The sequence below is a fragment of the Spongiibacter nanhainus genome, assembly GCF_016132545.1.
Lineage (GTDB): Bacteria > Pseudomonadota > Gammaproteobacteria > Pseudomonadales > Spongiibacteraceae > Spongiibacter > Spongiibacter nanhainus.
In genome coordinates this window covers 568,044-582,500 of sequence record NZ_CP066167.1, presented here as the reverse complement: position 1 = coordinate 582,500, position 14,457 = coordinate 568,044, and the positions used below count along the sequence as shown (strand labels likewise).

Here is a 14,457-nt window from a genome sequence, read left to right as displayed (position 1 = left end):
AATCGGCGATTCGCTGAGCAATTTGCTCAGCGAACGATCAGCAGATGGTACTTTTTCTTGCCCAAGCGCACCACGTAGAAGCTGCCCGCCATCGCTTTTTCGGCGGCGAACACACTGGGCGCCGCCATATTGGCCTCCATACCGATGGCCTCGCCATTCACCCACACCGCCTGGCGGCCCAGCGCGTCTTTAATTTGCTTTCCAGAATTGGCCAGTCCAGCGTCAGCCAAGAGCTGGGTGAGGGGCACCCCCTCCAACTCGCTGCGCACCAGCTCAGTGGTGGGCAGGCCATCCAACTTCAACTGCTCCAGGTCCTCGGCGGAGAGCGAGGTCAACTCGCCGGAAAACAGCGCCTCAGTGATACGCTGAGCCGCCGCCAAGCCTTCGGGCCCGTGAATCAGCCCGGTCATTTCTTCAGCTAACACCCGCTGAGCCTGGGGCCGCCCGCCCTGCTGATCCTCTTTTTCAATCTCGGCAATGCGCTCGACATCCAGAAAGGTAAAGTAGCGGAGGAATTTATAGACATCGGCGTCCGCCGTTCCCAGCCAGAACTGATAGAAGGCATAGGGGGAGGTTTTGTCGGCATCCAGCCAGATTGTTCCGCTTTCAGTTTTGCCAAACTTGGTGCCGTCCGCCTTGGTCACCAGCGGCATGGTCATGCCGTGCACCTGGCTACCGTGCATGCGACGTGTGAGATCGATACCGGCGGTAATATTGCCCCACTGGTCCGAGCCACCCAGCTGCAGGGTGCATTGATAGCGCTTGTGGAGCTCGGCAAAGTCCAAAGCCTGCAACAGGGAATAGCTAAACTCGGTAAAGGAGATTCCCGAGCCCTCACGGTCAATGCGCTGCTTGACCGACTCTTTGGCGATCATGCTATTCACTGAGAAGTGCTTGCCGATATCCCGCAGAAACTCCAGCGCCGTCATTGGGCCAAACCAGTCCAGGTTGTTGGCCACTTCTGCGGCGTTGTCACCGCAGTCGAAATCCACAAAGCGCGACACCTGGCCCTTGAGTCGCTCTACCCAGCTGGACACCACTTCCGGCGTATTGAGCTGTCGCTCCTGGGCTTTAAAACTGGGGTCACCGATCAGGCCAGTAGCCCCACCCACCAGTGCGATCGGTTTGTGACCCGCCTCCTGGAACCGTTTTAATGCCAACAGGGGAACCAAATGACCGATATGAAGACTATCTGCCGTGGGATCAAAACCACAGTAAAGCGTGCGCGAGCCGGACGCCAGGTAGTCGGCGAGTCCGTCTTCCCCAGTCATTTGTGACACCAGACCTCTAGCCTGGAGGTCGGTCAGCAAATTTGCGTCGGGCTGTGCCATTTATAGAAACCTTTCCGGTGTGGAGCCAAATTCAATGCCAGCGGAAGCCTCAACCACCCCCGCCGCCGTTTACAGCGAGGGCGCAAGATACCTCAAGCCCCCGAAAAAGCCAACGCACAGCCCTCGAGCTACGGGAAATACGGGCTTTCGCGACTTTGCCTATTTGTTATACTTGTACCTTATAAATCTCGGTACTTTTTGCAGTTACTGCAATTTCGCAGCCAAATGATGATATTCAACAACGACAGCCAACGGCATGCGACACTGCGAAAGGCGGCCGGCAAATTCCCCCGCCGCCATCTCGCCCTCGCCGCATCGACGCTCCTCGCTCTGGGGCTGTCGCTGCTATTTTTGCCCGGCGAAAACGCCGAGGCCAAGCGCACCGCTATCCCCCTCAACCTTGAGCTGACCCCGGTCGCCGCCATTGAAAACGAAACCGAGGAAGACGTGGCAGCGGCGCCGCCCGTCAAGGCCCCGGAGCCGGAATGGAGCAAAGTGGAAGTCCGCCCCGGCGACTCCTTATCCAGTATTTTCAGTCGCGCCAACCTGACGCCCCAGGAACTTCACGAAGTACTGACTACCGCGCCCAAGGCCAAGGCGCTCAACAAGATTCAACCCGGCCAAACCATCGCCTTCCAGGTGGATGACGACGGCGCACTGAGCGCCATGAGCTACCAAGTGGACAAATTGCAGAGCCTGGTGTTTGAGCGGGGTGTTGCCGGCTTTACCACCACCGAAGTGCGGGAGAAGCCGGAGGTTCGCCAGCGGGTTGCCAGCGCCACCATCACTACCTCGCTATATCGGGCCGCCAATGAGGCCGGTGTCAGCCAGAACATTATTATGGAGCTGGCCAACATCTTTGGCGGCGTGCTGGACTTTGTGTACGACGTGCGCAAAGACGACTTCTTTATCGTCATCTACGAAGAGCTCTACCTGCACGGTGAGAAGCTGGGCAGCGGGCAGATTCTAGCGGCGCAGTACTTTAATCAGGGCCGCTCCTTTCAGGCCTACCGTTACATCGACGCCGAGGGCGAGGTGGACTACTTCTCCGAGACCGGTGAAAGTATGCGCAAAGCCTTCCTGCGCGCGCCGCTGGACTTTACTCGTATCAGCTCCCGCTTCGACCCCAAGCGCCTGCACCCGGTGTTTAAAACCGTTCGCCCCCACCGCGGCGTCGATTACGCTGCGCCTCGAGGCACGCCGGTCTATGCCGCCGGGGATGGCCGGGTGATTAAGTCTGGCTATTCAAAACCCAACGGCAACTACGTGTTTATCAAGCACGGCGAGGCCTATATCACCAAATATCTTCACCTGCACAAGCGCGCTGTGGGCCAGGGTGAACGGGTCCGTCAACGCGAGACCATCGGCTGGGTGGGCTCAACCGGTTATGCGACCGGCCCTCATCTTCACTACGAATTTCTGGTCAACGGCGTACACCGCAACCCGGCCACTATCGTCGACAAGTTGCCGCCACCCACTCGGGTTGGCAAGAGCGAAATGCCCGACTTTCTCGCCCAAATCAGCGGCCTGCAACTGCAGCTACGCACCTATGCGGCTCAGCGCAACTACGCTGCCGACAGCGGGCAGGGTTGATGCCGCGCTACGTCGGCTTGATGTCCGGTACCAGCCTGGACGCCATCGACGCCGCACTGCTTAATCTGGACGGCGGCACCCTTTCCCTGGAGGCACATCACAGCCACCCTATTGCACCCGCACTACGCAATGAACTACTGGCGCTATGCGAGGGTACAGAGGGGGAGATCGACAGGGCCGGCGCCGCGGACCGACAGCTGGGGGCCGCACTGGGCGAAGCCACCCTGGCGCTGCTGGACAAGGCAGGCCTTCAAGCTCCGGATATCACCGCCATTGGCAGCCACGGCCAGACCATTCGTCACCGTCCACCGGACGCTCAACGGCCACACCCAAACGCTTTCACGCTGCAAATCGGCGACCCCAGCACCATCGCCGAAATAACAGGCATCACCACGGTCGCCGACTTTCGCCGCCGGGATATCGCCGCCGGCGGTCAGGGCGCACCGCTGGTGCCCGCCTTTCACGCTGCGGTATTTGCCAATCCGAACCGGGACCGCATCGTCGCCAACATCGGCGGCATGGCAAACATCTCGGTATTGCCGCGCGATGGCGCGGTAAGGGGCTGCGACACCGGCCCTGGTAATGTGTTGATGGATTGCTGGGCGCAACACCATCTCGGTGAGCCCTTTGACCGCGACGGCAACTGGGCCGCCAGTGGCAAGGTAATCCCCCCGCTGCTCGACACCTTATTAGCCGACCCTTTTTATAAGATCAGTGGCCCGAAAAGCACCGGGCGAGAGCAATTCAGCCTGGGCGGAATACAAAAGCTACTGCGGGATTTTCCCGGTCTGGCCGCCGAGGATGTTCAAGCCACCCTGCTGGAGCTGACAGCAGTCACCCTGGGCGATGCCATAAGCCAGCAGAATCTACAACAACCGGAAATCTATTTGTGCGGGGGCGGCGCTGCCAATAGCGCGCTACGGAAACGAATCGCAGAACGGGTCTCACCCGCTGCGGTGGACTCTACGCAAGCCCTGGGACTGGAGCCGGACTGGGTGGAAGCCGCCGCGTTTGCCTGGCTGGCCCACGCGACGCTTAATAAGCTGTGCGGCAATGTAGCCGCAGTAACCGGCGCCCAAGGTGATCGCATCCTGGGCGCGATTTATCCTGCCTAAAACTTGTAGCCAACGCTAACGGTATACACCATCGGGTCAACTTCTATATCAGAGGTCAAGGTGGTGCCGCCATCGAACTTGATCTTGGCCTCAGTATCGATATCGATCCACCGCGCCGAGGCATTGATCAACCACTGCTCGTTAACGTGGTAGTCCGCTCCCACCTGCAGCGATGGCCCGATGGAGTCATCCAGCTTCATCTTGCCGCCTTCGAGACCCAGACCGGAAAACGCCGCTTTAGCGTCGGAGGTCAGCTCTTCGTCATAGATAAAGGTGTAGTTGATACCGGCGCCAACATAAGGTTGAAAGCCGTTAATGGCGGTGAAGTGATAGACCGCACTCAGGGTTGGCGGCAAGTGTTTGAAGTCGGCGATGTCCAGGCCACCAATGGCACCCTTGCCAGTAGCGGTATGTTCAAAAGGTGTCGCGGCAAGCAACTCAAGACCCCAGTTAGCATCGAGCATATATTCAACGGTAAGCCCCAGCTGAATATCGTTGTCGATACCTACCGAGGATGGCTGTCCCGGCGACATCAGAGTACCACCGAGTAGCAGTACCTCGCCGTTGGCCTTGATATTGTCGCTGTCTTCCCGAGGCTCGACCTGAGTCAACCCACCGCGAACCACCCATTGTCCAGGGCTATAGCTAGTGTCTACAGCCAAAGCGGCGGGTGCGGCAATCAGCGCTGATAGCGCAAGAGCTGAATAAGGTTTCATTGGTGAATCTCCACAGTGAAAAAGTCGTGGAGCAATTACAACGAAACCACTAACCGTGTAGTTTGATTTGGATCAGCAAAAACCCGTAGATGGTGGCGCCGGGTGCCTAAACACTGATCCAGCGCAATAAAAGACGAGTTAGGAGGTGTGAATAAGTCGCTTACAACAGAGCAGGTTAGACAGCAAAAGAAGAGCCACAGCCACAGGTTGTGGTGGCATTGGGATTAGTCACCACAAAACGGGAACCTTCCAGCCCTTCCATGTAATCCAACTCGGCGCCCTCGATATATTGATAGCTCAGTGGGTCTACCAGTACCACCACACCGTCGCGCTCAACCTGAGTGTCATCTTCGTCACTCAGCTCATCGAAGGTGAAACCGTATTGAAAGCCCGAGCAGCCGCCGCCGGTAACAAAGACGCGCAGCTTCAGGTCATCGTTGCCCTCTTCTTGAATCAGGCTTTTGACCTTGGCCACCGCTCGGTCGGTGACTTGAATCACTGATGGCGTAAATTCTTCAACCGCTGACATTGCACAACCTCTCATAACGCCCGGCCGAAACAGCGGCCGGACACAACATTATCGGATTATCCGAGTAAAAAGGTCAAGTTTTAGGGCATCAGTGCGATACCGTCCAGCCCCGCTGTCTCGGGCTGGCCGAACATTAAATTCATGCACTGGATGGCCTGGCCGGACGCGCCGCGCACCAGGTTATCGATCACCGACAGCACCACGATGGTGGAACGGTTCTGAGGCCGGTGCAGGGCAATGCGGCACACGTTGGAGCCGCGCACCGAGCGGGTCTGGGGCATGCTGCCCAGTGGCATTACATCCACAAAGGGCGCCAACGCAAACCGCTGCTCGAAAGCAAAATGCAATTCGTCCAGGCCCACAGCGGGATCGGTCAATTGTGAAAACAGTGTGGCGTGAATACCGCGCACTTGGGGCAACAAGTGGGGCGTAAAGGTCAAGCCAACGTGGTCACCGGCGGCAATCGCCAACTCCTGCTCAATCTCCGGCAGATGGCGGTGACCATTTACGGCGTAAGCCTTAAAGCTGCCATCCAACTCTGCCAACAGATTGTCCACTTTGGCCTGGCGGCCGGCGCCGCTGACACCGGAGGCGGCGCTGGCAATCAACTGCTTGGGATCGACCATTTTTTGTTCCAGCAAGGGCAAAAAGCCCAGCTCGATGGCGGTGGGGTAACAGCCGGGGCAGGCCACCAGCTTGGCCGACTTAATCGCCTCGGCGTTGGTCTCCGGCAGTCCGTAAACCGCCTCTGCCAGGAGGTCGGGGCAGGCGTGGGTCTCGTGATACCACTCCGACCACACGGCGGCATCGCGGATACGAAAATCCGCCGACAAATCCACCACCCGGGTACCGGCGCTGAGCAGATCCGGCACCATTTGCATGGCGACGTTGTGGGGGGTGGCAAAGAACACCACGTCGCAGCTGCTAAGCTGCTCAACATCCGGCACTGTGTAGCACAAATCGTAGTGCCCCCGCAGGTTGGGATAGAGGTCCGCTACTGCGACGCCCTCTTCCCCCCGTGAGGTGATCATCGCCACCTCCGCCTGGGGGTGTGAGGCCAGCAATCTCAACAACTCCACACCGGTATAACCTGTACCACCGACGATTCCGACTTTTAACACGCTACTACTCCAATTCAGCTGAGCCATCTAATCTGGCTATCAGCTCGTCACTACATTTTGGCCCAGCATCGCCACCACCTGCCGACCTTCAGCAGAAAATTGGGCCAGCGACACCACACCCTATATACTCAGGCCCGTTATGGTAATGGATTTGGCCATAACACGCGATTTCCACGACACTCAACAGCGATCAGCAAGCAACCATTGATCATGCCCAACGCTTGGCTTCACTCCCTTCGCCGCCGCCTGGCGAGCCCCGACGCCGCCTTTGCCTACGCGGTATTGGGCGCGGTCGCCGGCCTGGTTACCGCGACGCTGATGATTCTGTTCCGACTGGCGCTGGAGGGCACCCTGAGTTTTGCACTGCCCGGGCATGCCGCAGAAAACTTCGAGGGCCTGTCTCGCCACTGGCACTTTTTATTGCCACTGCTAGGGGGCATGTTTTTGGGGCTGGTCTTTCACTTTCTCCCCCAAACCTATCGCATGACCGGCATCTCCCACGTTATCGCCGCGCTGCACAGCGGCCGCGGGCGCTTGCCTCTGGGCAACATGATCAGCCAATTCTTCGGTGCTCTGTTGGCCTTGATGAGCGGCCAGTCGGGCGGTCGGGAAGGCCCCGCCGTGCATGTCGGTGCCTCTGCCAGCAGTCTCGTAGGCGGCGTATTGCGCCTGCCCAATAACAGCCTGAGGGTACTGGCCGCCTGTGGGGTCGCCGCCGCAATTGCCGCCTCTTTTAACACGCCGATTGCCGGGGTGATTTTTGCCATGGAAGTAGTGATGCTGGAGTACACCGTGGCGGGCTTTGTGCCGGTGATTATCGCGGCGGTAATGGCGACGACGCTGTCCCAAGCGGTATTCGGCGCCACAATCTTCTTGCCGGCCAGCGGCACCACCATGACCAGCCTATTGGAGTTGCCCTTTATCGCCCTGCTGGGCCTGGCGGCGGGCGCGGTATCGAGTTTATTTGTGGCCATTCAAGCAACCTGTCTGCGCTGGCTAAACAAACCGATCTGGCTGCGCCTAAGCACCGCCGGTGCCATCACCGGACTGTGCGCGCTGCTGGCGCCGGAAGTACTGGGCATTGGCTACGACACCCTGCAGGGAGTGCTGGCCGGGCAATTTACAATGACCGCGCTGGTATTGATCCTGGGCCTGAAACTGCTGGCTACCGCCACCGCCTGCGGGCTGGGCATGCCCATCGGCGTGGTGGGCCCCAGCCTCTTGATTGGCGCCTTTGTCGGCGCCGGACTGGGCACGGTAGGCACAGCGCTGTTCCCCGAGCTCTCCGCCGGCAGCAATTTTTATGTATTGCTGGGCATGGCAGCTTGCATGGGGGCCATCCTCAACGCCCCACTGGCGGCGCTGTTAGCCATTATTGAACTCACCCACAACCTCAATATTATCTTTCCCGCCATGCTGGCGGTCATTGCCGCCCAGCTGGTGCACCGAGAGCTGTTCGGCCAGCAGTCTTCGCCCCAGGCCACCCTGACCGCACTGAGCCAGTCAGTGCGGGCCAGCCCCCTTACCCAGGCTCTGTTGCGCACCAGTGCGGCGGCGATCATGGACCGCAATATTCGCCATGTGAACCGCAATCTTCCCCATAGCGATCTGGCGGCTATTGTGGACGAGCCCAAGCGCTGGTTGGTGATCACCAACGACCAGAACCGGCGTATCATTGTGCACCGCGAGCACTGGTTTCCCATCCTCAGCGAATTAACCTTAGAGGAAGGGGGCCGCCTGGACCTGCTGGCCACCTTAGATAACTTGCGCCCCACCGCCACTTTCGATGTCGGCGGCACTCTGCTGGACGCACTGCACACCATGAACGACGCCGGCCTGGACTCGCTGTTTGTCAGCAATGCCGCCGGGTATCGAGGGCCGCCGGACGAGGGCGTTATCACCCGTGAAGCCCTGTCCGATCACTACAATTTACCGATAAGGTTTTAAACCATGTTGTGGCTTAAAGCGTTTCATATTATCGCCATGGTGTGCTGGTTTGCCGGCATATTTTATCTGCCGAGGCTGTTCGTCTATCACGCCATGGCCGAGCATCCGGCTACCCGAGAGCACCTGGCCACCATGGAACGCAAGCTGTATCGTTTTGTGACGCCCTTTATGCTGCTTACCATTATCTTTGGCCTGGCGCTGATCAGCCTCAACCCGAGCTATTACCTCAGCGCCGGATGGCTGTGGGTCAAACTGGCCTTTGTCGCGGGGCTGGTGGCCTACCACATTTATTGCGGCAAACTGGTAAAGCGTTTTGCCGACGGCGAAAATCAACGCGGTCACGTCTTCTATCGCTGGTTTAACGAAGCGCCGGTAATTGCTCTCTTTGCTGTGGTTTTGCTGGCAGTGCTCAAACCATTTTAACGAGCCGCTGGCCGAAGCGCCGCCAAGCCGGGATAATTCCCGGCGCACTGTGTTTAATTTCAACCGTTTTGGGGTTTTATGACGCGTTCAGACGATTTGTTTCAACAGGCCAAAGTCCACATTCCCGGCGGCGTAAACAGCCCCGTCCGCGCCTTTAAAGCGGTGGGCGGCACCCCGCGATTTATATCCCGGGCGGAAGGACCCTACCTCTTTGACGAGGACGGCAAACGCTATATCGACTACGTGCTGTCCTGGGGCCCGATGTTGTTGGGCCACGCCCACCCGGCGGTGGTAGAGGCTGTCACTGAGCAAGTTAAAAAAGGGCTGAGTTTCGGCGCCCCCACCGAAATAGAAACCCGCATGGCAGACCGGCTCTGTGAGCTGGTGCCCGGCATGGATATGGTCAGAATGGTGAACTCCGGCACCGAAGCCACCATGAGCGCCATCCGGCTGGCCCGGGGTGCCACTGGCCGCGACAAAATCGTTAAGTTCGAAGGCTGTTACCACGGCCACTCCGACTCACTGCTGATCAAGGCCGGCTCCGGCGCACTGACATTCGGCACGCCCAGCTCCCCCGGGGTGCCGGCAGCGCTGGCCGAGCACACTTTGACCCTGACCTACAACGACATCGACGGCGTGAAAGCTGCCTTCGAGCAGTTCGGCGACCAGATTGCCTGTGTCATCGTTGAGCCAGTGGCTGGCAATATGAACTGCGTACCGCCCATCCCCGGCTTTCTGGAGGCCCTGCGCCAGTGCTGCGACAACTCTGGCAGCGTACTGATCATCGACGAAGTGATGACCGGATTCCGCCTGGGAGCCGCCGGCGCCCAGGGGCACTATGGTGTCACCGCCGACCTGACCTGCCTGGGCAAAGTCATTGGCGGCGGTATGCCAGTGGCGGCCTTTGGCGGCAAACGGGAGATCATGGAACAACTGGCGCCGCTGGGCCCGGTCTACCAGGCCGGCACCCTGTCGGGGAACCCCGCGGCGATGGCGGCGGGCCTGGCCATGCTGGATGCGCTAAGCCAACCGGGCTTTTATGACACACCCTTTGCCCGCACCGACGCACTGGTTGCGGGCCTGCGACAGCGCGCCGATGCCGCCGGCATCGCCATGACCAGCAACCACGTTGGCACCATGTTCGGGGTGTTTTTCACCGACGCCGAGCAGGTCACCAACTACCAGCAGGTGATGGCCTGCGATACCGAGCGCTTTAACCGCTTCTTCCACGGCATGCTGGAGGGCGGCGTGTATCTGGCGCCGGCTTCCTATGAGGCGGGCTTTCTCTCCGCCGCCCACAGCGAGGCGGACATTGAGGAAACCCTGGCCGTAGCCGAGCGGGTATTCGCCACCCTGTAAACCCAAGACGACGAGACAGACTATGTCCAAATCACTCCACCGCGGCCCTTTCCCCGGCACCCGTATGCGGCGCATGCGGGCCGACGACTTTAGTCGCCGGCTGATGCGGGAAAACACCCTCAGTGTCGACGACCTGATCTACCCCATGTTTGTCCGGGAAGGACAGGACCAGCGGGAGCCGGTGGCCTCCATGCCGGGGGTCGAGCGCTTGAGCCTGGACCTACTGGCCGAAGAGGCAAAGCAGTTGGTCGAACTGGGCATCCCCGCTATTGCGCTGTTCCCGGTGGTGGGCAAAGACAAGAAATCCCTGGATGCGGCGGAGGCCTACAACCCCAACGCCCTGGCACAAAAGGCGATTGCCGCGGTGAAGGATGCGGCCCCCGAGTTGGGCGTGATCACCGATGTCGCCCTGGACCCCTACACCACCCACGGTCAGGACGGCATCATCGACGACGACGGCTACGTCCTCAACGACCAGACCGTGGAGACCCTGTGCAAACAGGCCCTGGCCCAGGCCGACGCCGGCGCCGACGTGGTCGCCCCCTCCGACATGATGGACGGTCGCATCGGCGCAGTACGCCAGACCCTGGAGTCCGCCGGCCACGTCAATGTGCGCATTCTCAGCTACGCGGCCAAATACGCCTCCAGTTACTACGGCCCGTTCCGGGACGCGGTGGGCTCCGCCGGCAATCTCGGTGGCGGCAACAAATACAGTTACCAGATGGATCCGGCCAACAGCGACGAAGCGCTTCACGAGTGTGCGCTGGACCTGGCCGAGGGCGCCGATATGATCATGATCAAACCCGGCATGCCCTATCTGGACATTATCCGCCGGGTGAAGGACGAACTGGCGGCACCGACTTACGCCTATCAGGTCAGCGGTGAATACGCCATGCACTGTGCCGCCTTCGACAATGGCTGGCTGAGCCGCGAGGCGGTGATTCTGGAATCATTACTGGCCTTTAAGCGGGCCGGCGCCGACGGCATCCTGACGTACTTTGCCAAGGATGCGGCAAAATTACTGTCGTAAGGGCACGGAACTGTATTTACGCCGTCATACCGACATCGTATGGTGACAAACAACAATATCTACCCCGGGGGAACACCATGAATAAAAAACTGATCGCCGCGTCACTGCTGGCCGCCGCGCCGATGGCCGCCCAGGCCGACATCCTCGGCGCCCACGCCGGTGCCTATGTGTGGCAGCAGAAGTGGAGCGGTGACGTCCGCGCCAATGGCGACACACTGGATGTAGAGAAAGACCTCGGCTACGACGACGACAGCGGTAGCAGCTTTTATGTGGCGCTGGAGCACCCGATTATTTTTATTCCCGAATTGCGTTTGCAGCGCACTGAGCTGGAAATCTCTGAGCGCAACGATTTTCAGCGGCAGGTCAACTTTGCCGGCGCCACCTTCAACGTCAACGATACCGTCGACTCCACCACCGACCTGGGCCACACCGACGCCACCTTCTATTACGAAATTCTCGACAACTGGCTCAACCTGGACGTCGGCCTCACGGCGCGAATTTTCGATGGCGAAGTTCGCCTAAAAACCAACACTGACCAGGGCCAGATCGACGTCGACCCGGTTATTCCCATGGCCTACGTGCAGGCCCGCTTCGACTTGCCCCTCACCGGCCTGTACGGCTCGGTACTGGGCAATGTGCTGAGCATCGACGATAACTCAGTCACCGACACCACCATCAATCTCGGCTACGAAGTGGGTGTGCTGGGCTTTGAACTGGGCTACCGCAACTTTGACGTCGACCTTGAAGACAACGACGAGCGCGCCAAAGTAAACGTTGATGGGTATTTCCTGGGTGTGGTTATCGACATCTAAACATCGCCGCCGGCGCATAGCCCGGCTGATCGGGCTGTTTCTGGCGTTGGCAGCGCCCTTCGCCAGCGCCTGCGAGTGCCTGTGGCAGGGCCCCTTCAAAGACGTCCAAGGCAGTGCCGACCTGGTGGTCTACGGCCAGGTCAGTCAACGCAGCGGCAACAGCGTCGACCTGACTATTGGCGAAATCCTGCGCGGCAAGGAGTACCGGGAAAGCATCCGCATCTGGGGCAAGACCGGCGAGCTGTGCCGCCCCGATGTCGAGCGCTTTCCGGTGGGCAGTCAGTGGATCATGGCGCTGAGCCGCATCGATGAAATCCCCGAGGGCGGCTTTAACCCCTTCAAGGCAAATGTCAGTTACGGGCGGGTTGCCGACTACAGTCTCAACAGCTGCGGCGTGTACTGGCTGCCAGTAAAGAGCGAACGGGTGTCGGGCAATATTCTCGACGGTTCACGCTGGCAGTATCTGGACCCTAAAAAATCCCCGGTAATCGCCTCGCTGTTCCGTCAGTGGTTTGACGGCGCAGTCGACGATCAAACCTTGGCCAAGGCCATTAATCACCCCACCCGAGACAAAGCCCGGGAGCTACTCAACAACACCCGGATTTTCCTCAACCATGGAGACGAGGCCGCCGACCAGCTCCAGTAGCTCGTCCAGCATCCGCAGCGACATCCCCCAAATCTGCTTACCTTTATAGTGGTAACAGGGCAGGACGAAATTCAATTTACCCCGCTGCACTTCCATGGTCTGACGGTTCCGGTGGTCGGCCAGATAGGTCAGCGGCACCCATACGGTATCGGCCACTTCGTGATTACTGTCGATGGATACCGGAATATGCAGGCTGAACACGTAGGGCGACACCACCATAGGTCGGCGGCCGCTGTGGGGGCGGCTGACCAGATCGGAAAGGCGGCCCATCACATTGCCGGCCCGTTCGATATCGATACCAATCTCTTCCTCGGTTTCCCGCATGGCGGTACGCAGGCCGGTGCGATCATCTGGGTCCATGCGGCCACCCGGAAAGGCCATATGCCCCGACCAGGGGTCGCCTTCCCGTTCGGCCCGTTGAATCATCAACACCTCGATCTCGCCGTGGGACTGACGCAGGATCAAGGCCACCGCAGAACGCTTCACCCAACGCCGCCACCAGCGCCGCCGTGGGCGGAAATTCCGCATGCGGGTGGACATGGCCTGAAGCGCTGTGGGGTGGGGGCTGTGGGTCAAAACCGGCATCCTGATGGTGGCAACTGGACAACCATTGTAATTTTTTTTGCCATCAGACTCACTGGGCAGCAGGGGCTCACTGGGTAAGAGAGGCCCGCTGCAAACGGCTGACTGCTTCTTCCAAGCGATCGAGACCGGTGGTATAGGCAAAACGGACGTGCTGGTCGGCCCGGTGACGACCAAAATCCGCCCCCGGCGTGATGGCCACGCCAAGCTCCTCCAACAGTTTCAGGCACAGACTGGGACTGTCGGTGTTGAACTTGTCGATACCGGCATAAAGATAGAAGGCGCCGTCGGGTTTGTGGGGGATATCAAAACCCAACTCGCACAACGCCGGATAAAGAAAATCCCGGCGCTGAGCAAAGGCGGCACGGCGCTGGTCCAGTATTTCCCGGGTAGCGGGCTCAAAGGCTGCCAGCGCCGCATACTGCGCCATGGTGGACATGGAAATAAACAGGTTCTGAGCCAGCTTCTTCAGCTCTGGCACGGCCGCCTCCGGCGCCACCAACCAGCCCAAACGCCAACCGGTCATACCGAAGTATTTGGAAAAGCTATTAATGACAAAGGCGTCGTCAGTAATCGACAGCACACTGGGGGTGTCGCCACTGTAGTTCAGGCCGTGATAAATCTCGTCGACGATGAGATAGCCGCCGCGCCGCTCGCACAATTGGTGCAAGCCCTGCAATTGCTCCCGCGACAGCACCTCACCAGTGGGGTTGGCAGGAGAGGCGACAATGATCCCCCGGGTATTGTCCCGCCAGTGGCTGGCCGCCAATTCCGGCGTCAGTTGGTAACGCTGTTCGGGCCCCACTGGCACCAGCTGGCCCTCGCCCTCTACCAGACGGAAGAAGTGCCGGTTACAGGGGTAGCCCGGGTCACTCATCATCACCCCCTGCCCCGGCTCGACGAGCAGACCCGCCAATAACAGCAGCGCCCCGGACGCGCCGGGGGTCACCAAAATCCGTCGCGGGTCGATATCCAGGCCATAGTCACTGCGATAGAACTCGGCGATCGCCTCCCGCAGCGGCGTTATCCCGGTGGCCGGCGTATAGTAAGTGTGTCCGTTATCCAGCGCTTTTTTGGCGGCGTCGACTATCGGTTTTGCTGTAGCGAAGTCCGGCTCCCCGGCTTCCATATGCACAATATCCCGCCCTGCCGCCGCCATCTCTTTGGCGCGGGTTAGCACCTCGACGACCCGAAATGGTTCAATATCCCGCAAGCGACTGGCAAACCGGCTGTCCACGTTTTTCTCCTCACTG

14 protein-coding genes are annotated in these 14,457 nt (G+C 59.6%); 8 read left to right on the top strand and 6 right to left on the bottom strand.

From position 1 onward, the window contains the following. Positions 1-26: 26 nt before the first annotated feature. On the bottom strand, positions 27-1,331 hold the full coding sequence (tyrS, locus tag I6N98_RS02670) for a tyrosine--tRNA ligase (RefSeq protein WP_198570279.1): 1,305 nt from the start codon (positions 1,329-1,331) through the stop codon (positions 27-29). Positions 1,332-1,556: 225 nt separating this feature from the next. On the opposite strand from tyrS, the gene I6N98_RS02665 reads away from it, so the two are divergent. Next, positions 1,557-2,924 carry a peptidoglycan DD-metalloendopeptidase family protein gene (locus I6N98_RS02665; protein ID WP_232787442.1) on the top strand — a complete coding sequence of 456 codons (1,368 nt, stop codon included), beginning with the start codon at positions 1,557-1,559 and terminating at the stop codon, positions 2,922-2,924. After that, positions 2,924-4,039 (top strand): anhydro-N-acetylmuramic acid kinase, encoded by a 1,116-nt coding sequence (locus I6N98_RS02660; RefSeq protein WP_198570278.1) that lies wholly within the window; start codon positions 2,924-2,926, stop codon positions 4,037-4,039. The genes I6N98_RS02665 and I6N98_RS02660 overlap by 1 nt, the downstream gene beginning before the upstream one ends. Here the strand turns inward: I6N98_RS02660 and I6N98_RS02655 are convergent. The 3 genes from I6N98_RS02655 to argC form a co-directional block, all read right to left on the bottom strand. Beyond that, on the bottom strand, positions 4,036-4,755 hold the full coding sequence (locus tag I6N98_RS02655) for an OmpW/AlkL family protein (RefSeq protein WP_198570277.1): 720 nt from the start codon (positions 4,753-4,755) through the stop codon (positions 4,036-4,038). The genes I6N98_RS02660 and I6N98_RS02655 overlap by 4 nt on opposite strands. A 175-nt stretch (positions 4,756-4,930) precedes the next feature. Continuing rightward, positions 4,931-5,284: an iron-sulfur cluster insertion protein ErpA gene (erpA, locus tag I6N98_RS02650; RefSeq protein ID WP_198570276.1), complete on the bottom strand. Its 354-nt coding sequence runs from the start codon at positions 5,282-5,284 to the stop codon at positions 4,931-4,933. Positions 5,285-5,364: 80 nt separating this feature from the next. After that, on the bottom strand, positions 5,365-6,405 hold the full coding sequence (argC, locus tag I6N98_RS02645; protein ID WP_198570275.1) for an N-acetyl-gamma-glutamyl-phosphate reductase: 1,041 nt from the start codon (positions 6,403-6,405) through the stop codon (positions 5,365-5,367). A gap of 210 nt (positions 6,406-6,615) precedes the next feature. Here argC and I6N98_RS02640 point away from each other — a divergent pair, with 210 nt between their 5' ends. The 6 genes from I6N98_RS02640 (at position 6,616) to I6N98_RS02615 (ending at position 12,622) form a co-directional block, all read left to right on the top strand. Beyond that, positions 6,616-8,352: a chloride channel protein gene (locus I6N98_RS02640; protein ID WP_198570274.1), complete on the top strand. Its 1,737-nt coding sequence runs from the start codon at positions 6,616-6,618 to the stop codon at positions 8,350-8,352. Positions 8,353-8,355: 3 nt separating this feature from the next. Further along, positions 8,356-8,775, top strand: a complete 420-nt coding sequence (gene hemJ / locus I6N98_RS02635; protein WP_198570273.1) for a protoporphyrinogen oxidase HemJ — start codon at positions 8,356-8,358, stop codon at positions 8,773-8,775. A gap of 78 nt (positions 8,776-8,853) precedes the next feature. Continuing rightward, a complete protein-coding gene (gene hemL, locus I6N98_RS02630) occupies positions 8,854-10,134 on the top strand; it encodes a glutamate-1-semialdehyde 2,1-aminomutase (RefSeq protein ID WP_198570272.1) in 1,281 nt (426 codons plus the stop codon). Positions 10,135-10,156: 22 nt separating this feature from the next. Further along, complete coding sequence (hemB, locus tag I6N98_RS02625) at positions 10,157-11,164, top strand: porphobilinogen synthase (protein ID WP_198570271.1); 1,008 nt, start codon at positions 10,157-10,159, stop codon at positions 11,162-11,164. A gap of 77 nt (positions 11,165-11,241) precedes the next feature. Then, positions 11,242-11,976 carry a TIGR04219 family outer membrane beta-barrel protein gene (locus I6N98_RS02620; protein WP_198570270.1) on the top strand — a complete coding sequence of 245 codons (735 nt, stop codon included), beginning with the start codon at positions 11,242-11,244 and terminating at the stop codon, positions 11,974-11,976. Continuing rightward, entirely contained in the window at positions 11,942-12,622 is a 681-nt protein-coding gene (locus tag I6N98_RS02615; protein WP_198570269.1) for a hypothetical protein, read from the top strand. Before I6N98_RS02620 ends, I6N98_RS02615 begins: the two co-directional genes overlap by 35 nt. Here I6N98_RS02615 and I6N98_RS02610 read toward each other — a convergent pair. Beyond that, entirely contained in the window at positions 12,560-13,198 is a 639-nt protein-coding gene (locus tag I6N98_RS02610) for an NUDIX hydrolase (protein WP_232787441.1), read from the bottom strand. The two genes, I6N98_RS02615 and I6N98_RS02610, sit on opposite strands and share 63 nt — an antisense overlap. A 76-nt stretch (positions 13,199-13,274) precedes the next feature. Beyond that, positions 13,275-14,441: a pyridoxal phosphate-dependent aminotransferase gene (locus tag I6N98_RS02605; protein ID WP_198570267.1), complete on the bottom strand. Its 1,167-nt coding sequence runs from the start codon at positions 14,439-14,441 to the stop codon at positions 13,275-13,277. Positions 14,442-14,457 lie beyond the last annotated feature (16 nt).